The sequence below is a fragment of the Rhodoplanes sp. Z2-YC6860 genome (assembly GCF_001579845.1).
GTDB lineage: Bacteria > Pseudomonadota > Alphaproteobacteria > Rhizobiales > Xanthobacteraceae > Z2-YC6860.
The window spans coordinates 1,554,230-1,575,246 of the sequence record NZ_CP007440.1; the positions used below are offsets into that span (position 1 = coordinate 1,554,230).

The 21,017-nt window shown below is 64.6% G+C and carries 24 protein-coding genes and 1 riboswitch; of the genes, 16 read left to right on the forward strand and 8 right to left on the reverse strand.

Annotated features, from left to right (window positions below; genetic code table 11):
• Window positions 1–82: 82 nt before the first annotated feature.
• The 5 genes from RHPLAN_RS07185 (at window position 83) to bioB (ending at window position 4,319) form a co-directional block, all read left to right on the forward strand.
• Window positions 83–1,471 (forward strand): FAD-binding protein, encoded by a 1,389-nt coding sequence (locus RHPLAN_RS07185; protein ID WP_198164749.1) that lies wholly within the window; start codon window positions 83–85, stop codon window positions 1,469–1,471.
• Window positions 1,472–1,621: 150 nt separating this feature from the next.
• Window positions 1,622–1,858, forward strand: coding sequence for a hypothetical protein (locus RHPLAN_RS07190; RefSeq protein ID WP_157100119.1), 237 nt, complete (start codon window positions 1,622–1,624; stop codon window positions 1,856–1,858).
• A 193-nt stretch (window positions 1,859–2,051) separates the two neighbouring features.
• Window positions 2,052–2,345, forward strand: a complete 294-nt coding sequence (locus RHPLAN_RS07195; protein WP_068015323.1) for a PilZ domain-containing protein — start codon at window positions 2,052–2,054, stop codon at window positions 2,343–2,345.
• 19 nt (window positions 2,346–2,364) lie between these two features.
• A complete protein-coding gene (locus RHPLAN_RS07200) occupies window positions 2,365–3,162 on the forward strand; it encodes an exodeoxyribonuclease III (RefSeq protein WP_068015327.1) in 798 nt (265 codons plus the stop codon).
• 170 nt (window positions 3,163–3,332) lie between these two features.
• Window positions 3,333–4,319 carry a biotin synthase BioB gene (gene bioB, locus RHPLAN_RS07205; RefSeq protein WP_068015331.1) on the forward strand — a complete coding sequence of 329 codons (987 nt, stop codon included), beginning with the start codon at window positions 3,333–3,335 and terminating at the stop codon, window positions 4,317–4,319.
• A gap of 104 nt (window positions 4,320–4,423) precedes the next feature.
• Here the strand turns inward: bioB and crcB are convergent, their stop codons facing one another.
• A complete protein-coding gene (gene crcB, locus RHPLAN_RS07210; RefSeq protein ID WP_068015333.1) occupies window positions 4,424–4,825 on the reverse strand; it encodes a fluoride efflux transporter CrcB in 402 nt (133 codons plus the stop codon).
• Between the two features lie 84 nt (window positions 4,826–4,909).
• A riboswitch (Fluoride riboswitch) is annotated at window positions 4,910–4,994 on the reverse strand.
• 116 nt (window positions 4,995–5,110) lie between these two features.
• Here crcB and RHPLAN_RS07215 point away from each other — a divergent pair.
• The 6 genes from RHPLAN_RS07215 to RHPLAN_RS07240 all read left to right on the forward strand — a co-directional run bounded on the left by RHPLAN_RS07215 (window position 5,111) and on the right by RHPLAN_RS07240 (window position 10,751).
• Window positions 5,111–5,785: a cysteine hydrolase family protein gene (locus RHPLAN_RS07215; protein WP_068015336.1), complete on the forward strand. Its 675-nt coding sequence runs from the start codon at window positions 5,111–5,113 to the stop codon at window positions 5,783–5,785.
• 345 nt (window positions 5,786–6,130) lie between these two features.
• Window positions 6,131–7,129, forward strand: coding sequence for a hypothetical protein (locus RHPLAN_RS07220; RefSeq protein WP_068015339.1), 999 nt, complete (start codon window positions 6,131–6,133; stop codon window positions 7,127–7,129).
• 157 nt (window positions 7,130–7,286) lie between these two features.
• Entirely contained in the window at window positions 7,287–8,873 is a 1,587-nt protein-coding gene (locus RHPLAN_RS07225) for a regulator (RefSeq protein ID WP_068015342.1), read from the forward strand.
• Between the two features lie 129 nt (window positions 8,874–9,002).
• Entirely contained in the window at window positions 9,003–9,632 is a 630-nt protein-coding gene (eda, locus tag RHPLAN_RS07230) for a bifunctional 4-hydroxy-2-oxoglutarate aldolase/2-dehydro-3-deoxy-phosphogluconate aldolase (RefSeq protein ID WP_068015346.1), read from the forward strand.
• Between the two features lie 67 nt (window positions 9,633–9,699).
• On the forward strand, window positions 9,700–10,260 hold the full coding sequence (locus tag RHPLAN_RS07235; protein ID WP_068015349.1) for a permease: 561 nt from the start codon (window positions 9,700–9,702) through the stop codon (window positions 10,258–10,260).
• On the forward strand, window positions 10,257–10,751 hold the full coding sequence (locus RHPLAN_RS07240; RefSeq protein ID WP_068015351.1) for a hypothetical protein: 495 nt from the start codon (window positions 10,257–10,259) through the stop codon (window positions 10,749–10,751). Before RHPLAN_RS07235 ends, RHPLAN_RS07240 begins: the two co-directional genes overlap by 4 nt.
• Window positions 10,752–10,792: 41 nt before the next feature.
• Here the strand turns inward: RHPLAN_RS07240 and RHPLAN_RS07245 are convergent, their stop codons facing one another.
• From RHPLAN_RS07245 to RHPLAN_RS07270, 6 genes are all read right to left on the reverse strand, one after another.
• Window positions 10,793–11,437, reverse strand: coding sequence for a DUF1989 domain-containing protein (locus tag RHPLAN_RS07245; protein ID WP_068015354.1), 645 nt, complete (start codon window positions 11,435–11,437; stop codon window positions 10,793–10,795).
• Between the two features lie 18 nt (window positions 11,438–11,455).
• Window positions 11,456–12,058 (reverse strand): thiamine pyrophosphate-dependent enzyme, encoded by a 603-nt coding sequence (locus RHPLAN_RS07250; protein WP_068015356.1) that lies wholly within the window; start codon window positions 12,056–12,058, stop codon window positions 11,456–11,458.
• A gap of 1 nt (window position 12,059) precedes the next feature.
• Window positions 12,060–12,578: a hypothetical protein gene (locus tag RHPLAN_RS07255; RefSeq protein ID WP_068015359.1), complete on the reverse strand. Its 519-nt coding sequence runs from the start codon at window positions 12,576–12,578 to the stop codon at window positions 12,060–12,062.
• Window positions 12,575–13,567, reverse strand: coding sequence for an ABC transporter substrate-binding protein (locus RHPLAN_RS07260; protein WP_198164750.1), 993 nt, complete (start codon window positions 13,565–13,567; stop codon window positions 12,575–12,577). Before RHPLAN_RS07260 ends, RHPLAN_RS07255 begins: the two co-directional genes overlap by 4 nt.
• A 95-nt stretch (window positions 13,568–13,662) precedes the next feature.
• Window positions 13,663–14,433 (reverse strand): ABC transporter permease, encoded by a 771-nt coding sequence (locus RHPLAN_RS07265; protein ID WP_068015366.1) that lies wholly within the window; start codon window positions 14,431–14,433, stop codon window positions 13,663–13,665.
• The gene (locus RHPLAN_RS07270) at window positions 14,430–15,194 is read right to left on the reverse strand and encodes an ABC transporter ATP-binding protein (RefSeq protein WP_068015369.1); all 765 of its coding nucleotides are present in this window, start codon (window positions 15,192–15,194) and stop codon (window positions 14,430–14,432) included. The genes RHPLAN_RS07265 and RHPLAN_RS07270 overlap by 4 nt, the downstream gene beginning before the upstream one ends.
• Window positions 15,195–15,346: 152 nt before the next feature.
• Here RHPLAN_RS07270 and RHPLAN_RS07275 point away from each other — a divergent pair, with 152 nt between their 5' ends.
• Together RHPLAN_RS07275 and RHPLAN_RS07280 are read left to right on the forward strand one after the other, a co-directional pair.
• Entirely contained in the window at window positions 15,347–16,327 is a 981-nt protein-coding gene (locus RHPLAN_RS07275; RefSeq protein WP_084244473.1) for a Bug family tripartite tricarboxylate transporter substrate binding protein, read from the forward strand.
• Between the two features lie 4 nt (window positions 16,328–16,331).
• On the forward strand, window positions 16,332–17,960 hold the full coding sequence (locus tag RHPLAN_RS07280; protein ID WP_068015373.1) for an FAD-dependent monooxygenase: 1,629 nt from the start codon (window positions 16,332–16,334) through the stop codon (window positions 17,958–17,960).
• Between the two features lie 106 nt (window positions 17,961–18,066).
• On the opposite strand, the gene RHPLAN_RS07285 is transcribed toward RHPLAN_RS07280, so the two are convergent.
• On the reverse strand, window positions 18,067–18,996 hold the full coding sequence (locus tag RHPLAN_RS07285; RefSeq protein WP_068015376.1) for a sugar kinase: 930 nt from the start codon (window positions 18,994–18,996) through the stop codon (window positions 18,067–18,069).
• A 213-nt stretch (window positions 18,997–19,209) separates the two neighbouring features.
• On the opposite strand from RHPLAN_RS07285, the gene RHPLAN_RS40095 reads away from it, so the two are divergent.
• Genes RHPLAN_RS40095 through RHPLAN_RS07295 form a run of 3 tightly spaced genes read left to right on the forward strand, consistent with a single transcriptional unit; the run spans window position 19,210 to window position 21,016 of the window.
• The gene (locus tag RHPLAN_RS40095; protein WP_198164751.1) at window positions 19,210–19,386 is read left to right on the forward strand and encodes a hypothetical protein; all 177 of its coding nucleotides are present in this window, start codon (window positions 19,210–19,212) and stop codon (window positions 19,384–19,386) included.
• A gap of 7 nt (window positions 19,387–19,393) precedes the next feature.
• On the forward strand, window positions 19,394–20,137 hold the full coding sequence (gene aztA / locus RHPLAN_RS07290; RefSeq protein ID WP_068015379.1) for a zinc ABC transporter ATP-binding protein AztA: 744 nt from the start codon (window positions 19,394–19,396) through the stop codon (window positions 20,135–20,137).
• Window positions 20,138–20,146: 9 nt separating this feature from the next.
• Entirely contained in the window at window positions 20,147–21,016 is an 870-nt protein-coding gene (locus tag RHPLAN_RS07295; protein WP_068030755.1) for a metal ABC transporter permease, read from the forward strand.
• Window position 21,017 lies beyond the last annotated feature (1 nt).

The following is a 21,017-nucleotide window of genomic DNA, read 5'->3' on the forward strand; positions in this document are numbered from 1 at the left end:
TGTTACGTGAGGCTTCCGTCGCTGGACCAGGGTCATGGATCGCCGGGTCAAGCTCGGCGATGAAACCTGAGTGCTTGGCAACTTGAGTGGGAAAACAAAACATATCGTCGTCGTGGGGCAGGGGGCGGCCGGGCTCTCGGCCGCGCTCGCGGCGGCCGAAGAGGCGCGCGCCGGAAATCTCGCCACGACCGTCACCCTCATCGACAAGGCCCCCGAGCCCGAGGCCGGCGGCAACACGCGCTTCACGCCGTCCTACATGCGCATGGCCGCGGTCGACCGCGTCGAGCCGAGCTTCGTCCACGACATGCTCGAGGCGACACGCTTTCGCGGCGATGAGCAATACTTCGCAACGCTGGCGCATCACGCCCCCGCGACGGTGCAATGGATCGCGGCGCATGGCGTGCCGTTTCATCAGCCGGTCTATTATTTGGCGAAGGGCCCGCCACGCATCCAGCCGGTCGGTGGCGGCGAGACCATCCATCGCGAGCTGACGCGGGCCGCACGCGAGGCCGGCGTCATCTTCCGCTTCGGCTGCGCGGTGCAATCTCTCGTCATCGAGAGCGGCGCGGTGCGGGGCGTGCGCCTCGCCGACGGCGAGATGCTGTCGGCCGCCGCCGTCGTGCTCGCCTGCGGCGGCTTCCAGGGCAATCGCGAGATGATGCGCGAACATTTCGGCGCAGGCGGCGAGGCGGTGCCGCTGCTCGCGCCGCGCGCGCACTTCAACACCGGCGACGGCATCCGCATGGCGCTCGATCTCGGCGCCGATTTCTCCGGCGAGCGCGATGGCATGCACATCGAGCCCGTGGACCCTCGAAGCAACAATCAGGCACCGGTGGTGCTGCTCTATCCATACGGCATCGTTGTCGATCGGAACGGCCAGCGCTTCTTCGACGAAGGAGCAGGCCTCGTCCATGAGACCTGGGAGCACTTCTCCCGGCATCTGCATTTCTCGGTGCCCGGCCGCGTGGCGTTCGCGATCCTCGACGCCCGGGTGCGGCAGATCCCCGACTGGCAGCGGGCCACGCGCTCCGAGGTTCCGCCCCACGAGGCTCAAACCCTCGCGGAGCTCGCTCGCATGATCGGCGTCGATGCCGATGGCCTCGCGCGAACGGTCGCGACCTACAATGCGGCCTGCCGCGGCGATCCCAAAGCGTTCGACGCAACAATTTGTGATGGTCTCGCAGGCGCGCCGGACCTCCTGCCGCCGAAGTCGAACTGGGCGCGCGCGATCGCCGAGCCGCCCTTCCTCGCCTGGCCGTTGATCGGCGCCATCGCCTACACGTTCGGGGGCCTTGCGACCAACGCAAAAGCCCGGGTTTTACGGGGTGGAATCGCCATTCCCGGCCTCTATGCCGCGGGCGAGATGACCGGGCATTTTTACGACACGGCGCCGAACGCCGTGTCGGTGCTGCGTGCTTTCGTGTTCGGGCGGATCGCAGGGCGGGAGGCCGCAGCGTTCGTTCGAGCCTGAAAAAATCGGAGTTCGCCGCAGGAACCTTTTCGCCGTGCGGCCGTGCGTCGCACTCAGGACACATTTGCTCGCTGTAAGGCGCCCGCCGGGGGACTTTGCTTCGCATCGCCAGGCCCGGTCATATCAAAGACCCAGAGGGGACCTGACGAAATGCAGAAATGCCTGCTTGCTGCGCTATTGCTTGGTGGACTGATGACGACGGGAGCCAGCGCGCTCGACGTGAAGGAGCTCGCGCCCTGCAAGCCCGCCGCAGCAAGATATTGCGACCGTTCCGACACCAGCATGAGCATGACCAATCTGCTCCGCTGTGGGGCGACGCTGGCCTCGGTCAGCACCCGGGTGGGCGAGTCCTGCCGCGAGGTGTTGCGGCGTTACGGCCAGCTCTGAGTTTTGCGGTTCTGTCGCTTCGAGCCCCTGCCGGTTGGCGGGGGCTTTTTGCTGGCATGGAACTCGTGCGCCGCCGCTCGATATCGGGCTTTTTCGGCAGGTTTGGCTCGGCATGTTGACGATGGGTCAATGATTGCGACGGCAAAGTAAAAAAGGGGGACACCGCGCATTTTGCCGGAAGTGACGGACGGTCATGGCTTTTGGACGCAGACAAGTCGATTCGAGCACGACGGGGCGCTATCCGGGCAACAAGCGCCGCGCCGCGCGCGTGAAGTCGGGTGCGACCGGCTGGCTCAGGCTCGACGGCGGCTTCGCCATGCGGACGTGCCGGGTGCTCGACGTCTCCGACACCGGCGTGCGGATTGCCGTCGATCCGGCGCTGCGCGTTCCCAATGACTTCGTGATCGTGCTGTCGCAGGGCGGTCAGGGCCGTCGCTGCTTCGTGAAGTGGCGCAACGCCACCCAGATCGGCGCACAATTCGCCTGAAGGCGCTAAGCTGCGCCGCGTGAAGATCGCGACCTTCAACATCAACAACGTCAACAAGCGTCTGCCGAACCTGCGCGCCTGGCTGATGTCGGCGCGGCCGGATGTGGTCTGCCTTCAGGAGTTGAAATGCACCGACGCGGAGTTTCCGTCGGGAGCCATCGAGGATTCCGGCTACCACGCCGTCTGGAAGGGACAGAAGACCTGGAACGGCGTTGCGATCCTCTCGCGCGTCGGCGCACCGGTGCTGACCAGGACGGCGCTGCCCGGCGACGCGGCCGATACCGAAGCGCGTTACATCGAAGCGGCCGTTCAAGGGGTTCTGATCGGCTGTCTCTATCTGCCCAATGGCAATCCGCAGCCCGGTCCGAAGTTCGACCACAAGCTGCGGTGGTTCAAGCGGTTGCATCAGCACGCCGGAAAGCTGTTGCGGGAAAAGGTGCCTGCCGTGCTGGCCGGCGACTACAATGTCGCGCCGACCGAGATCGACATCTACCCGACCAAGTCCTGGGACGACGATGCGCTGGTGCAGCCCGAGAGCCGGGCCGCTTATGCGCGGCTCGTCAAGCAGGGCTGGACCGACGCACTCCGCGAAACCCATCCGGGCGAGCGCGTCTACACGTTCTGGCACTACATGCGCCACCGCTTCGAGCGCGATGCGGGCCTGCGTCTCGACCATCTGCTGCTGAGCCCGGAGCTCGCCGACCGTCTAAGCAGCGCCGGCGTCGACCGCGCGGTTCGCGGCGCGCCGAATGCCAGCGATCATGCGCCGGTCTGGATCGAACTGAGGGCGCCGGGCGGCGGAAGGAAGCGGCGGTAATGCCGCGGTCATTCCGCGTCGCGCCGAAAGGCGCGAACCCGGAATCCAGACAAACTAAGAATCCCGATGTTCTGGATTCCGGGTTCGCGGGCTTCGCCCGCGCCCCGGAATGACCGCGGGGACAACCAGTCCGGCTTTCAAAGACGCCCACCCGCCGCTATGGTCGGGCCATGTCGCTCGCCCACACCATTTCTCCCCGTGCGCCGCTCGGCCATGTCCGCAACGACTGGACCCGCGACGAGATCCGCGCGCTGTTCGACCTGCCGTTTCCCGAACTGATGTTCGAGGCGCAGCGCATCCACCGCATGCATTTCGATCCGAGCGAGGTGCAGATCTCGACGCTGCTCTCGATCAAGACCGGCGGCTGCCCGGAGGACTGCGCCTATTGCCCGCAGAGCGCGAAATACGACACCGGCGTCAAAGCCGAGAAGCTGATGCGGCTCGACGCAGTGCTTGCCGAGGCGCAGGCCGCCAAGGCAGGTGGCGCGAGCCGCTTCTGCATGGGCGCAGCGTGGCGCGAGCCCAAGGACCGCGACGTCGAGAACGTCTGCGCCATGATCGAAGGCGTCAAGGCGCTCGGCCTCGAGACTTGCGCGACGCTCGGCATGCTGACGCAGACGCAGGCGCAACGGCTGAAGCGCAGCGGCCTCGACTACTACAACCACAACCTCGACACCTCGCCCGAGTTCTACGGCGAGATCATCACCACGCGCACTTACAAAGACCGGCTCGACACGCTGGAAGCGGTGCGCGAGGCCGGCATCAACGTCTGCTGCGGCGGCATCGTGGGCATGGGCGAGGGCGCCGACGACCGCGCCGGCATGATCGCAGCGCTCGCAAGCCTTCCGGTGCATCCGGAAAGCGTGCCCATCAACATGCTGGTGCAGGTCGAGGGCACGCCGCTCACGGGCACAGGCAAGCTCGATCCGCTGGAGTTCGTGAAGACCATCGCGGTCGCGCGCATCGCGATGCCGAAGTCGGTGGTGCGGCTCTCCGCCGGACGCGAGGACATGAGCGAGGAGACCCAGGCACTTTGCTTCCTGGCCGGCGCCAACTCCATCTTCTACGGGCCGAAGCTTCTCACCACGCCCAATCCCGGCCGCGACCGCGACATGGCGCTGCTGGACAAGCTCGGGCTTCGCCCGATGGAGCGCTAGGAACTGACCCAACTTCGTTGAATCAGATCCGTCGCTCCTTGTCTTGTTGGGGCATGATCTTTTCCGAAAACCGCTTTACACTTTTCGGGATCATGCCCTGAACTTCAGGTGAGATTGCGCACGATGGCGAGGCCTGCGAACAGGCCCGCGATCGAAATGACCACCGAGCCGATCACATAGAACGCAGCGAGTCCGAGCTGACCGCGCTCGTAGAGCAGGGCCGCGTCGAGCGAGAACGCCGAGAACGTCGTGTAACCGCCGAGGATGCCGGTGGTCATGAACAGCCGCAAATGCTGCGTCGCGTCGCCTTTGAACGCGAAATAGGCCGCGCAGAGCCCCATCACGATCGAGCCGGTGATGTTGATGAATATCGTCGCATAAGGAAAATCGGGGCCCATCATCCGAAGCCCCAGGAGATTGAAGCCGTGGCGGGTGGCGGCGCCGATGCCGCCGCCGAGAAACACGATGGCGAAGCCCGCCACGAGATTCGAGCCGAGGAAATTCATGCGTCGTCGTCCTTCCTTTGTCGGCCAGGGCAACAAAAAAGCCGCCCTGCGGCGGCCTGCGGACAGAGTCCCACCGCCATGGTTTCAGCGGTAGGAGTCATCAGCGCAACGAACCTGGATTGTCTGTTCGCCGGGCGGTTATCGGGAGAACCCCATTCCCATCGGCGCAAAAACTACTGGCGGGAGCATGCCCGGTCAACCTGAGGCCCGGTCAACGGCACCTTTTTTGCACGTTGTCCATTTTTGCAAGTTGACCAGGTTTCAAAGAACGAGAGGTCGAAGGGCATGGCCGTCAAACGCATCGAAGCCGAGCCCTCCACGGTGGTGGTCGAACTCGACCATGCGGCCCTCGTCATCATCGACATGCAGCGCGATTTCCTGGAGTCCGGAGGCTTCGGTGAGACGCTCGGCAACAACGTGGCTTTGCTGAAAGCCGCGGTGGCGCCGTTGCAAACGATGCTCGCCGCGGCGCGGAAGTCCGGCATGCTCATCATCCACACCCGCGAAGGTCACCGGCCCGATCTGTCGGATGCGCCCAAGCATAAGGTGGAGCGCGGCGAGCCGTCGTTGCGCATCGGCCAGCCCGGCCCGATGGGGCGCATCCTGGTGCGCGGCGAGCCGGGCCACGACATCATTCCCGAGCTCTATCCGGCGCCGGGCGAGCCGGTGATCGACAAGCCCGGCAAGGGCGCGTTCTACCAGACCGACCTGGAGCTGATGCTGAAGAACCGCGAGATCGACACGCTGCTGGTCTGCGGCGTCACCACCGAGGTCTGCGTCAACACCACGGTGCGGGAGGCCAACGATCGCGGCTTCCGCTGCGTCGTGCTGTCGGATTGCTGCGCGTCGTACTTTCCGGAATTCCACGAAGCGGGCCTTGCGATGATCAAGGCCCAGGGCGGCATCTTCGGCTGGGTGACGCCGTCGACGAAGGTGCTTGCTGCGCTGGATTCACATTGAGCAATCTGCGCCGGCTTCCGCACACATTGGGGCAGCTTTGCGGCGGATCAAAAAGCCAAAATCGATGCTCGTTTTCGCGCCGCTCTTTTCGAAGTTATTGGATTCATTTGCGAGTCGCTGCGCCTATTGAGGCAGCGGGCAAGCATCACCGATTTGTGACAACTGGCACGGCGCTTGCGTAATGGAACCGTGCCGGGTGCGTTCGCACCCGTCCTTCACCGCCTGACGGTGTCGTGCACCGGTCCTTGATGTTGCGGCTCTGAACCGTCGCAGCAAACGGGTGTCCGCATGCGCGGCGCAGGGGGAGCGGCGATGTGGATAAAAAACGGGGCAGGGGACCTTGTCATGTCGATACTGAAATCCGCATCTGCGCTGCTTGTCGGCGCAGCGATCTCACTCGGAGCCATAACGTCTGTAACGTCGTCCGCGAGCGCGGCGGATCTGTTGCCCGTCAAGGCGAAAGCGCCGGTGATCGGGCCGACCGTGCCGCTCGACGTTCACGGCTACTTCGATCTCACCTTCGCGACGACGCGTATCACGCCCGGCGGTCTGATGATCTATCCGCGCGGCGGCTATCTCTCGCAGCCCGAGGTGGGCCTGTCGATCGACATCTACAAGGATCCGAACGGCTTCATCAACAGCGTTTCGGTGTTCGGCGGCGTGTGGAACGAGTTCTGGTCATCGCCGCCTCCGGGCGGCCGGACCTGGCAGGAAATGGATTGGTGGGCCGGCTTCACGGTCGGCTTCGCTCGTGACTGGAAGTTCACGGCTCAGAAGCTGGACTTCGTTTTCCCAAGCGGCGGCAGCGATCTGCAGAACTACTACTTCATCCTGGCCTATGACGACTCCAAGCTCGGTCTGTTCCCGTTCGCCTGGAATCCGACCGTGAAGCTGTTCTGGACCCATCATGGCGGTTCGGCGGTCGTGCTCGGCAAAACCTCTGACGGTTATCGCTTCGAGGTCGGTGTCGCGCCGTCCTGGAGCATGCAGAAGTACTGGGGCATTCCGCTCACGTTCACGATCCCGACCTGGGTCGCCGTCGCGCCGTCGAGCTACTACAACCGCAACGACGGCACGACGAACCTCTGCGGCGCCACGCAGAACCTGCCGTGCGGCACCGACAACCTCGGCCTCGTGTCGACCGGTTTGCAGGCGCGCTACTCGCTCGCCGGTGTCGTGCCGACCCGGCTCGGCAGCTGGTACATCAAGGCCGGCGTGCAGTACTACCACATCTCGAACGACGCGCTGCTCGCCTCGCAGGTCATCACCGGCGCTGCTCCGAACTTCAGCAGCGCGCACAAGGATGTCGTGGTCGGCAACACCGGCATTGGCTTCACGTTCTGAGGCCGACGTGATGCGGAGCCGGACGTCAGTTGTGTGGGGTCATAACCCGGCAGACACCACCATCGCGACGTTCGGCTCCGTTCCCTCTTAGACAAGTCGGGTCTTCTGCCGGTTCACCAGTTTCGCCCATCGATTCTTCGAGAAGAAGGAGCGGCTGATGGCAACGACGACCGCACAACGGCCCGCGCTGTGGGTGCCGAGCGACTGGAACGCGTTCTTCGGTTTCGGCACCAACATCCTGGTCAACATGCTGGTGTTGACGGGCCTGCTTCGCTTCGTGCTGAAGATGCCGGACTCTCTGGTGTTCGGCCGCATCCTCCCCGCGCTCGGGCTGATGATGTGCCTCTCCACGTTCTACTACGCATTCCTGGCCTATCGCCTCGCGCTCAAGACCGGCCGCACCGATGTGTGCGCGCTGCCCTCGGGCGTGAGCGTGCCGCACATGTTCGTGGTCACCTTCGTGATCATGCTGCCGATCACGATCAAGACCGGCGACCCGCTGAAGGGCTGGTCGGCAGGCCTCGTCTGGGTGTTCTTCCAGAGCTTCATTCTGATGATCGGCGGCTTTGTCGCGCCGTACATCCGCAGGATCACGCCGCGTGCGGCGCTGCTCGGTGCACTCGCCGGCGTCTCGATCACATTCATCTCGATGCGGCCGGCGCTCGAAATGTTCATGACGCCGGTGATCGGCCTGGTGTGCTTTGCCGTGATCCTGGCCAGCTGGCTGGGCGGCACCAAATATCCGAAGGCCATTCCGGCGGGCCTGGTGGCGATCGCCGCCGGCATGCTGATCGCCTGGGCATCGACCGCGGTCGGCATCGGCACCGGTGGAATGAGCCTCAAGGGGCTGACCGATGCATTTTCGACCTTCGGATTCTCGGTACCGCTGCCCGCTGTCGGTACGGTGTTCTCCGGCTTCGAGTTTCTCGGCGTGATCCTCGTCACCGCCATTCCTTTCGGCATCTACGATCTCGTCGAGGCGATGGACAACGTCGAGAGCGCGGAAGCGGGGGGTGATGCCTATCCGACGACGCGGGTTCTCACCGCGGACGGAGTCGTCAGCTTGATCGGCTGCCTGATGGGTAACCCCTTCATCAACGCGGTCTATATCGGCCATCCCGGCTGGAAGGCGATGGGCGGCCGCATCGGCTATTCGGCCGCGACCGGCCTGATGGTGGTCGTATTGTCGTGGTTCGGCATCATCGCGGTGATGTCGTCGCTGATCCCGCTGGTCGCGATCTCGCCGATCCTGCTGTACATCGGGATGTTGATCGGCGCGCAGGCGTTCCAGGAGACACCGCACCGCCACGCGCCCGCGGTGGTGCTGGCATTGATCCCGAACATCGCGGCCTGGGGCAAGCTCCTGATCGACAGCTCGCTTGGCGCGGCCGGCACCAACGCCGCGACCGTCGGGCTCGACAAGCTCGGCCAGGTCGGCGTGCTCTACCACGGGCTCGAATTGCTGGGCTCGGGAGCGATCCTCGGTGGCATGGTACTTGGCGCCATCGGCGCGTTCATCATCGACCGGCAGTTCGACAAGGCGTCGTACTTCGCGGCGGCCGGCGCAGTGCTGACGTTCTTTGGCTTCATGCACGGCGAACAGGTCGGCATCGCGGTGACGCCTTCGGTCGCCGCGGCCTATGCGCTTGTCGCAGCCTTCCTCTATGCGCTCAGTCGTGCGCCAGCCATCGAGTTTGCAGGTTCCCCAGCCGAAGAAGCGCATTCTCCGGTCCCCGCCGAATAGGTGAGTGAAGCGGCGGGGTAATCCTGGCGGGACCGGAAGCGTATCGCCGGTCCCGCCAATTTTTTGCGGCGCGGTGTTCTTGCGCGCGGCAGGCTTGCGGATGCCGGCGGCCCGGTCCCAAATGGATGAATGTCGCTTTCGGACCCGACGCCGCTGATCGTCAGCCCGGTCATTCCGGTGATCACCATCGAAAACGCGCGCGATGCGGTTCGGCTCGCGCGTGCGTTGCTTGCGGGCGGCTTGCGGATTGTCGAGATCACGCTTCGGACGCCAGCGGCGCTCGATGCCATTCGCGCCGTCGTCGCCGAAGTCCCCGATCTGATCGTCGGTGCCGGGACATTGCTTAAGCCGCACGACGTCACGCGAGCGGTCGATGCCGGCGCACATTTCCTGGTCACGCCGGGAACTCCGGCAGGTCTCGCGCCAGCGCTGAGCGAAGCACCTATTCCGGCGATGCCCGGTTGCGCCACTGTGAGCGAATCCATGACGCTCGCGGCGCTCGGGTTTCCGGTGCTGAAGTTCTTCCCGGCAGAACAATCCGGCGGCGCGCGCTGGCTGAAATCGGTTGCCGAGCCATTGCCGCACATCCGGTTCTGTCCGACCGGCGGCATCAACGGCGGCAATGCGGCGGATTATCTCGCTCTGCGGAACGTGGTGGCGGTCGGCGGCTCCTGGGTGGCCTCGGCACAAGCGATTGCCGCGGGCGATTTCAGCGGGATCACGGCTCGCGCGGCCGCCGCGGTGGCGCTTCGTGCATGACGCGCTTGCCAGAGCATTGAGCAAGTGATCTGGATGAGCGTGTTCTCGCATCATCCGAACCGCTCCGTTGCCATCAGAAGCTCCGCTCAAGCGCGTCAAGCGCAAAGCCTTTGACTGGTCGTCCGCCGCCGTGGGCCTCGCGGTGGTGGTGTCCGCGGCCGTGGTTTATTGGCGTGACGGCCAGGCGCGGTTTCTGGAAATCCTGTTCGGCGACGTCGGTCTGTTCATCGACGTCCTGCCGAAGGTGCTGGCCGCCTGCCTGATCGCGGCCTTCGTCGCCGTGCTGATGCCGCGCGAGGTGGTGCTGCGCTGGGTCGGCGCGGAGTCCGGTGTGCTCGGCATCGTCATCGCAACGCTCGCCGGCATCATCTGCCCGGGCGGACCGATCACGATCTTTCCGATCGCCGCGGCCTTCGTCGCCATCGGCGCCGACACCGGCGCCGCGATCGCGTTCATCACCAGCTGGACGCTGCTGGGCTACGCCCGGGTGCTGGTCTGGGAGCTGCCGTTCTTCGGCGGCGAGTTCGTATTCTGGCGCTACCTCATCGCGCTGCCGATGCCGTTCATCGCGGGCCTTTTGGCGCGCGCGGTGGTCGAGCGGTGGACTCGCAAGGGAGCCGCCGAATGATTTTTTTCGTCGATGGGCTTCTCTGGGTCATTGCCGTCGTGCTCGGTCTCGTCGCCGCGTCACGGAGCCGCAAGGTGTTCCGCGACTGCGTGGCCGAAGGCACGATGGACTGCGTGCGGCTCATTCCGCGCGTCATGCTCGGCGTGGTCGGCTCGGGTTACATCGCGGCGCTCCTGCCGCAGGATGTGATGGGCCATTGGTTCGGCGCCGACTCCGGCGTGACCGGTATCCTCATTGCCGCGATTGCAGGCTCCCTCACGCCCGGCGGACCGGTGGTCGGCTTCTCGATCGGCGCGGCCGCGCTGAAGGGCGGCGCCGGCGCGCCGCAAGTGCTCTCCTACACGATCGCCTGGGCGCTCTACGCCATCCAGCGGGTGTTCCTGTGGGAGTTGCCGGTGATGCCGCCGCGGCTCGTCTGGATCCGCGTGCTGGCGTCGCTGCCGATCCCGTTCCTGGTCGCGTTGGGTGCATTGCTGCTCGGCAAGCCGTGATGCGGCGCTGCCTGGCGGCGCAGGCTGGTGGTTAGCGGCTTTCAGCCCTGCGCCGCGTCCAGGATCGCGACTGTCGCGCCGGTGGTTCCCCCAACCGAGACGTCGGGACACGTGCTGAGCGCCGCCAACAGGTCCATCTCTGCACGCAAGGTGACGTGAGCGCCGGGCGGCTTCGGTCGAATGGGCGAGTGTTCGAGGACACCGGTCTTCTCGCGAATGATCATGTCCTGGAAAATGTTGAATGGACTGGGGACGTCTTCCAGCGCGATCCCGTAGGGCGCCAGAACGCCGCTGAGATTTTCCGTGCAGCCATGTGTCGGCATTTCCGACAAGGGACGGCCGTAGGTTGCTTCCCACACGCCTCGCTTGGCCGCCAATTCGTGCCGCTTGCGGCTGCACATGCCTTCCTGCAGGTCGTGGTGTCCTTCCTTGAAGGTATCTTCGACGATGGTCATCATCGTGTTGTTGAGCTTTGACACCAGACTGTCTCCGGCGGTCAGGAAAACCTTTCGCTGGTTCGCCTTGGTCCTGGCCTGGTCGAAGCGCTCGCGCAGATTGTCGCGATTGAAGCAGACGAAATCGATGATGGTCTGAGACGTGATGCGAACGGATTGTCCCTTCTTCAGATCGAACACGAAACCCGTGTTGCGCGGAAGTTGGCGCTCCCACAGCACGACATCGGTCATCCGGGCCTCCTGCGATGGTTATTTCGGATGGAGTGGCGTGTCGAACACCGGCCGTCCGCCGGTGCGTTCGAGATAGCGGCCGAAGCGAAATTTGACCTCGGGGCCGTCGAGCGGAGGCGAAGGCAGGTGGCGCCCCAGCGGGTCGACATGCAGCACCGCGAAGGCGTGGCCCGGAACCTTGATCATGTCGTTGAGGCCCTGGCCAAGGCCTTCCAGCGTGGAAAAATCATAGACGCGCTCGATGCCGGAGGCTTTCGCCATCGCGGCGTAGTCCATGAGTTCGCCGAACGGATGACCGAGATCGTTGGTCGAGCCATAGACCCGATTCGAGATCACGAAATGTTTGAGATTGGACAGCGACAATTGACGTTCGACGAGCAGCATTCCGGGGTTCATGCAAAACGCGCCGTCGCCATTGAAGGCTACCACCGTGCGCTCGGTGCCAAGCGCGATGCCGGCCGCAAATACCGACGCGAGGCTCATCGACGCCTCGAGGTAGAACACCCGCTCCGTCTCGTGCGTGATGTCCCACCACAATTCGGAGCTGTTGCCGGCGGAGGTGACGATGATCTCGTCCTTCAGTCGTTCGGCGAGCAGTCGAAAGCAAGCTTCGAAATTCATCTCAGGCCTCGCCCCGCAACATTTCGCGCGTGAATCCGACGACCACCGGCCGCGACATGACGCGGCTGTGGCGGCACGCAGTTCCGATGCGCGGGATGTCGTCGGCCGTTTCGACCGGCACGAACGGTATATCGATCGCCTGGATCACCTGCTCCAGATAGAGCCCGTTGGACTGGTGAAATTTGGCGCCGTCGCCTGGCCGGCCGCGCAGCGTGATGCCGATCAGGAGCGGGATCTGGTAGGTGTAATTGATCTTGGTGATCGCATAGATGCAGGTCAGAAAGCCCGACGCTCCCATCAGCGCGAATGTCCCAAGCCCGCTGAAGAATGCGCCGGAGCACAATCCGATCGCCGACTCCTCTCGGTTCACGGCGACATGCCGGAACCGTTTGTCCCGGTCGTAGTGCGTGATCAGGTTGGTAATCCAGCCGTCCGGCAGGCTTGCAATCAGCGATATGCCGCAATCAGCTGTCTCGTTGACTATCCGTTGTGAGATGGCATCCGTCGCTTTGGCGCTCATTCGGCGACCCGTCCGATCTGCTTTAGCGCTTCCTCCTGGAACCGGAAGTCGGACCAGGACTCGATGGGAATCGATTTGGCGCCGTTTTCGACGGCCAGTTTGCTGACAACTTCGAGGCCTTTGCGCGTCATGCCTCCGTTCACGCCAAAGCCGTGGATCGACAGCAGCGCGTCGTAGCCGGCACTGACCAGATTTCGGTCCGTCTCGCCGGAGGCCTTCATGTAGATGTCGATCGTACGCTCGCGGTTTGCCACCATGAAGCGGCAGGCTTCGATGATCGAACGAGTCACGGCCGTGACGACATCGGGGTGCTTCTCGATCAGCTCCTTGCGCACCACCAGCATCTGATGCGGATAGTCGGGGTTGTCGCGCGCCACGCGATCGAGCTGAACGACGTTGCTGTCGCGCTTGGCCGCCAGCGCATAGTCCAGGTGCAACAGTGCACCCTTGACCCTGTTGTTGGTGAGAGCGAGCCGGCGCTGACTCGGTCCGCCGATCGGGACCCAGGTCACCGCATTGCGCGCCACGCCAGCTTCGTCCAAGAGCGGAAAAAGCAGATACTGGGACTGCGCCCCGGGGCGCGAGATCGCGAACGGCTGGCCCGCCAGGTCCTTCAACGTTTTGATATCGGGTTGGACCATGACGACATACGACAAATGCTGCGACGGCGCCGCCACGACGGCGAGGTGAAATCCGGAAGCCACGGCGTTCAGCACGCCTTCGGCGTCGGTGTCGCCGACGTCGACATGGCCCGACGCCAATGCCTGTGTCATCAGCGGGCCGGAGGTGAGCGAAATGACCTCGTCAACATCGAGCCCGTTGCGTTTGTAGATGCCCTCTTCCTGGGCGACGCGCATGTACAGCGTATGCATCGAAGGCGGTGAATTGACCGACGCGATGCGAAGCTTGAACGGCGCCTGAGCATGGGCCGGCGCCGTCAGGCCGATGAGCAGGTTCAGCAGGACGAAAACAAAGGCGCGTTTCGACATCGCGTCGGCTCCGGTCCATTCAACGCGGAAAACCATCACGGACGACCTGGCTCATCCGTTGCAGCTCCAATGCTATGGCGTCCTGTCCGGTCGATCTATCCCTGTAGCTGCCGCCAGGGTGCGATCCACCGTTCTATTCGGTAGATGAGATTGGTGAGCGCAATGCTGAGAACCGCCAGAACCACCATGGGCACGAACAGTTCAGCGGTGCGGAACGTGTTTCCGTAAAACACGATCATCGAGCCAAGGCCGGTCAATGCCGTGAACATCTCGGCGACCACCACCCCGACCAGTGCGCGGCCCAACGCCAGACGGATGCCGGCAATGAGGAACGGGATCGCAGCCTGCAGGATCACGCGCCGGAATAACTGCCATCGGTCGCAGCCGAACGCGCGGGCCGTTTCAATAAAGGCAGGCGGCACGTTCATCACGCCGATCTGCGTATTGATGACGACGGGGAAGACCGAAACCAACCAGGTCAGAAAAACTTTGGCTTGGAATCCTAAACCCAGCCAGATGATGACCAGCGGAACCATCGCGACCGTTGGCATGGCGTAGAATGCATTGACATACGGGTCGAGCACGCGGCGCAGCGGCTTGAACATGCCCATGGCGATACCGAGCGCCATGCCCGTCACGATCGCCAGGCCGAACCCGAGGAGCAGCACATTCGCTGTTTGCAGGAGTTGGCGCGGCAGTTCCCCGGAGCGGGCCGTGGTTACGAAGGCTGCGGCTATCGCGCTGGGCGGTGGCAGAAACTGCGGCGGGATGACAAAGCGAGACAGCAGCTCCCAGGCGATCAGCACGCTGGCATGAGTTGCCACCTGGATGAGCAGATCCTTGCGCCGGCCCTTCGCCCGGGTCATGCGGCTTTATCTCCCTGCGAGAGCAGTGACCACAGGTGTTCGCGCAGGGTGGCGAACTGGCGGCTCGCGCGCACCGCGTCTGCCTCACGCGGGCGAGGAAGATCGACTCGGACCTCTTCCACGATGCGGCCTGGCCGCGTCCCCATCACGAGAATGCGGTCGGAGAAGAAGATCGCCTCGTCCATGTTGTGAGTGATGAAAACGACGGTCTTGGGCGCCTGCGCCAGAATGACGGAAATCTCGCGCTGGAGCTGCTCGCGGGTGATGGCGTCGAGTGCCCCGAACGGTTCGTCCAGCAGCAGCACATCGGGGTCGAGCGCGAGTGCGCGGGCGAGACCGACGCGCTGCTGCATGCCGCCGGAGAGCTCATGCGGATAGTGGTCGGAAAACCCCTCGAGGCCCACGAGACGCACGAAGCGGTTCGTCCGTTCCGTGCATTGCGCGACTGGGAGCTTTGCCACCTCGAGCCCGAAGGAGATGTTTCGTGCGACGGTGAGCCAGGGAAACAGGTTGAATTGCTGAAAGACGATCGCGCTCGATGGCGAGGGCGCTTTCACGCGCTTTCCTGAAACCGAGACTTCACCGCCGGTGGTCGACTCGAGGCCGTGCAGGATGCGCAACAACGTGGTCTTGCCGCAGCCGCTTGGTCCGATAATCGAAACGAATTCGCCGGTGCCGACCGTGAAGCAGATGTCGCGCAGAACTTCGAGCGAGCCACGCCCGCCCTCGAAGGTTTTGAAAACGTTCTTGACCTGCAGCATGCGGACGGCGAAACGCCATGGCCTTGATCGGATCGCAGTGTGATTTGGATCCAGGTCAATAGCTAGAAGATTTTATGAGCACATGCCGGTGGCGCAGGCGGATCGCATTTTCTATCCTCCGGACAAAATAGGCTCGAACCGGGGAGGGCCGCATGAGGATGGGGCATTGGCTTGTCTCTGGCGTCGTCATCGCGTGCGCGAGCATGATCGCGTTCGCTCCGGTGTGGGCGCAATCCTACCCGTCTCAGTCGATCAGAATGGTTGTGCCGTCCGGCCCTGGGTCGCCGGCGGAGCTCGCGGGACGGCTCGCGTCGCAAATCCTGCCGCAGCGGCTCGGACAGCCGGTCGTTCTTGATTACAGGCCCGGCGCGGGCGGTGCAATCGGATTGCGGGAGGCCGCCAAGGCGCCGGCCGACGGATACACGCTGCTCTCAGCCGGCGGCGCGCAGCTTGCGGTCCTGCCCGCGATATCGAGCCGCGCCGGTGTCGATCCCGCGAAGGACTTCACGCCGGTCGCGAAGTTCATGGACAGCTTCCAGATCCTGGTTGTGCACCCGTCATCGCCATGGATGTCCGCGAAGGATCTCATCGCATACGCCAAGGCCAATCCCGGCAAGCTGAACTACGCGCATGTCGGTCCGGGTCATCTCACCAATCTGGCCGGCGAATTGTTCATGCAAAGCACCGGCACGAGTCTCGTCGGTGTGGCCTATCGCGGCGGCCAGGAATCTGTGACCGCGGTGCTGACGCAGTCGGTGCAGCTCACCTTCGAGAATGTCGCTGTGCTGTTGCCGCTGATCCGCGACGGCAAGCTTCGGGCGCTCGCGGTGACCAGTGCGACCAGAAGCTCGCTCGCGCCCGACATCCCGACCATGATCGAAGCCGGCGTGCCGGGCTATGAGGTCACCACGTTCTTCGGCGTTGTCGCGCCGGCCGGCACGCCCGGCGCTGTCATCGGCACGCTCAACAGGGCGATCAACGATGGCCTGAAGACGGCCGAAATGCAGGACAGCATCACGCGAATGGGCGCCGTGCCCGTTGTGGCCTCGCCGGAGGACTTCGGCGCGTCGATCGCGGGCGACTTCAACAAATGGCAGGCGGTTGCCAAAGCCGCGAACATCAAGATCGATTGAAGCAATGGCAGCACGAAGAGTTCCTGTTCTGATCGTCGGTGGCGGGCCGGTCGGGCTCGCGCTTGCGGCCGATCTTGGCTGGCGCGGCGTGCCGTGTCTGCTGGTCGAGCAGACCGACGGCAGCATCGTCACGCCGAAGATGAATGAGGTGAACGTCCGCACCATGGAGTTCTGCCGGCGTTGGGGCATCGCCGACCACGTGCACAACGCGCCGTTTCCGCGCGATCACGCGCGCGATGCCGTGTTCGTCACGAGCTTCACCGGCTACGAGCTCGGCCGCATCCCGCGGCCTGCCGTTGCGGGCCTCAAGCCAGAGTCATGGAGCCCGATGCGGCTGCAGACCTGCTCGCAGATGTGGTTCGACCCGATCTTGCGGAATTTCGCCTTGACGCATCCGGGCGTCGAGATCAGGCATCGCACCCGGCTGGAATCGTTCGAGGATACCGGCTCGGGCGTTATCGCCGAGATCGTTGATCTCGACAGTGGCCGGCGCGAGCGTATCGAGGCCGACTATCTGGTCGGTTGTGACGGCGCGACCAGCGAAATCCGCGGGAAGCTCGGCATCGAGCTCACGGGGCAGGGCACGCTCGGCCATCCGGTGCATCTGTTCTTCCGCGCGCCGGATTTCCTGAAACGCGTCGGCAAAGCCGAGGGCACGTTCTTTCTCGCCATCGATCGCGGCGGTCTGTGGGCCAACATCCGCGTGGTCGATCCGGTCAACGCGATGTGGCGGCTGATGGTGATCGAGAGCGACGGCAAGCAGACGCCGGAGACGATCGACAAGGATCAACTTATTCGCCGCGCGGTCGGCAAGCCGTTCGATGTCGAGTGGCTCGGTTGCAGCATCTGGTCGCGGCGGAGTCTCGTCGCGACCGAGTATTCCAAAGGCCGCGTGTTCCTCGCCGGCGACGCGGTCCACCAGCTTTCGCCGACCGGCGCCATGGGCATGAACACCGGCATCGGCGACGTGGTCGATCTCGGCTGGAAGCTTGCGGCGGTCACGCAGGGCTGGGGCGGGCCGCATCTGCTTTCGAGCTACACGGCCGAGCGGCAGCCGATCGGGGTGCGCGCCATCAACAACACCGCAGGCTTTCATCTCTCTCACGGAAAATTCCACAACGGCTTCGCCGCAATCGAGGACGACACCGACGAAGGTCGCGCGCTGCGCACAGCCATCGGCCCGGAGCTCGTTCGCGAGGTCGGCCGCATGTTCCGCACCATCGGCTTGCAGCTCGGCTATCGCTATGAGGATTCGCCGATCATCGTGCCGGACGGCACGCCGCCGGTGCTCGACGATCCGGAGAAATTTGTTGCCTCCGCGCGGCCCGGTTCACGCGCGCCGCATGTCGCGCTCAAGGATGGCAGCTCGATGCTCGATCTTTACGGACGCAGCCACGTGCTGGTGCGGCTGGGTCGCGACGCGCCGGACGGCACAGAGATTGCGGACGCCGCCAAAGCGCGCAATGTGCCGCTGCGCACGGTCACGATCGACGATGCCGAAGCAGCCGAGATCTACGAGCAGCCGCTGGTGCTGGTGCGACCCGACGGACACGTCGCCTGGCGCGGCCGCAATGCGCCGCCGAACGCGCTCGCGATCATCGACCGGGTTCGCGGAGCTGGCGTCGCGAACTAAAGCACGTTCGTTGAGATTGAATCGCCAGCGAGATCGGCGGTCTCATCCCTGCCCTCGCGGGGAGGGAAGGCACCGCCGACGTCGCACGAGTTACGATTATCACGCTCTAATGCACGGCGCCGTTGTCGCGCGGCATGATCGCGCCGCGATAGCGCACCTTCTGAGCCGCGAGCGTGTGGCCGGCCAGCGCCGCCTGCGCCGGGCTCTCGCCGTTGAGCCGCGCCGCCAGATAGCCGGCGTTGAAGCTGTCGCCGGCCGCCGTGGTGTCGACCGCCTCGACGACTTCCGGCACCGGCACGTGCTCCTCCTGGCCGCTGACCGCGACCAGCGCGCTGTTCGGCCCGTTCTTCACCACGATCTCGGCGATGCCGAAGGCCTGCATGCGCGCGACAGTGGCCTCCGGGCTCGGATCGCCCCACAGCACGGCCTCGTCATCGAAGGTCGGCAGCGCATAGTCGACGCGCTTGAGCGCTTCCATGAACACGGTGCGGGTGCGCGGCAGATCGCCCTTCCAGCCATAAGGCCGGAAGTTGCAGTCGAAGGCGACCTTGGTGCCCTTCTGACGCGCGAGCTCGAGAACGGCGAGCAGCCGGCCGAGCCCGATGTTCGAATAAAGCGACAGCGTGACGCCGGAGAAGTAGATCAGCTTGGCGCCGACGAGAGCCTCGGCGACCCTGTTCCAGTCCGGCAGCTCGAACAGCTCGCGCGCCGGCGCCTCGCCGCGCCAATAGCGGAAGCGCCGCTCGCCTTTCGGATCCGTCTCGATCATGTATAGGCCGGGGAGACGCCCAGGCACGCGCAGCGTCAGGTCGGTCTTCACGTTCTCGGCCGCCGCCATCGCGACGATGCTGTCGGAGTACGGATCGTCGCCGAGCGCAGTCGCATACGACACCTCAATACCGGCGCGAGCGAGATAAACCGCGGTGTTGAAGGTGTCGCCGCCGCAGGACATGGCGAACCGGCCGTCGCCGCCGCGGGCGAGCTCCACCATCACCTCGCCGATGGCGATCACCCGGTTTTTGTTGTCATCCGCCATTGCCGCACCCGGCCTGTGTTTCGTGAGATGTCTTGAGACTTCAGCATCTTAGTCCGCCAAGCAGAGCCCTGATCCGTCCATCAGAGTCTCACTCCACTCAGGAAAGTCTTGGCTTACCCAGCATCGGCCAGGCCGTCGTCAGGCAATTCCCTCGCAACATAAACCACTTAGGAGGTCTGGCAACCGACGATATGTTATATTATAACATTCCGTATGAGCGACCACCATCATCACGACCATGGCCACCATCATCACCACGACCCGGGTCACGCGCACCCGCCGGCCACGGTGCGGCCGTCGATCCTGCGGATGTCGGCGCTTGAGCGGCTCGCCTTCGCGGCGGCGATGATCGCGCTGCTGTGGGCTTCGGCGTTCTGGGCGATGCGGTGAGGCGCCGATGACCGCGCAACTTCAATTCCGCAACCTCACGCTCGGCTATGACCGCCACCCGGCGGTGCACCATCTCGACGGAGCAGTAGAGCCCGGCGCGCTCGTCGCGGTGGTCGGGCCGAACGGTGCCGGCAAGTCGACGCTGTTCAAGGGCGTGGTCGGCGTCATCAAGCCGCTGGCCGGCCGCATCGAGCGCAACGGCGTCGCGCCGCAGGACATCGCCTATCTGCCGCAGATCGCGGAGATCGACCGGAGCTTCCCGATCAGCGTCTACGACCTCGTGGCAATGGGGCTGTGGCGCAGCAAGGGGCTGTTCGGCGGCATCGGCCGCAAGGATCGCGACACGGTCGAGCACGCGATTGCCGCTGTCGGCCTCACCGGCTTCGAGCAGCGGCCCATCGGCACGCTGTCGGGCGGCCAGATGCAGCGCATGCTGTTCGCGCGGCTGCTGCTGCAGGATGCGCGCGTCATCGTGCTCGACGAGCCGTTCAACGCCATCGACGCCAAGACCTGCTCCGATCTCGTCGAACTGATCCGGCGCTGGCACGGCGAGCAGCGCACCATCCTGACTGCGCTGCACGATCTCGAACTGGTGAAGGCGCACTTCCCCGAGACGCTGCTGCTCGCGCGCGAGCCTGTGGCCTGGGGCAAGACCGCCGACGTGCTGACGCCCGACAACTGGGTGAAGGCGCGCCGCATGTGCGAGGCCTTCGACGATCAGGCGCAGGCCTGTGTGGTCGAGGCGGCGTAGCTCTTGAACATGCTCTACGACGCGCTCATCGGTCCGTTCCTTGAATTCGAGTTCATGCGCCGCGCGCTGGTCTCGACCTTCGCGCTCGCCTTCGGCGCGGCGCCGATCGGCGTGATCCTCATGCTGCGGCGGATGAGCCTCATTGGCGATGCGATGTCGCACGCGATCCTGCCCGGCGCTGCGGTGGGTTTCATGCTGGCGGGACTCAATCTCTACGCCATGGCGGCCGGCGGGCTGATCGCCGGCTTTGTCATTGCGGTCGGCGCGGGCCTGATCGCACGCTCGACCGAGCTCAAGGAGGACGCTTCGCTGGCGGCGTTTTTCCTCATTTCGCTCGCGCTCGGCGTCACGCTGGTGTCGGTGAAGGGCAACAACATCGATCTGCTGCACTTCCTGTTCGGCTCGGTGCTCGCGGTGGACGATCCGGCGCTGCTGCTTGTGGTCGGCATCGCCAGCGTGTCGCTGGTGGTGCTGGCGCTGATCTGGCGGCCGCTGGTGCTGGAATGTGTCGATCCGAATTTCCTGCGCTCGGTCAGCCGCGCCGGCGGCCCGATCCACATGGTGTTTCTGGCGCTGGTGGTGATGAACCTCGTCGGCGGCTTCCAGGCGCTCGGCACCTTGCTCGCGGTCGGTATCATGATGCTGCCCGCGGTGACGTCGCGCTTCTGGGCGCGCGACATCTCGGGAATGATCGGCATCGCGATCCTCTGCGCGGCGCTCTCCGGCTATGTCGGCCTCTTGCTCTCCTATCACTCAAGCCTGCCGTCCGGGCCCGCGATCATCCTGGTTGCCGGCGCGCTCTATGCCCTGTCGGTCGCCCTCGGTCCGGTCGGCGGTCTGGTGTGGCAGGCGGTCACGCGGCGTCATCTGGAGGCGTGAG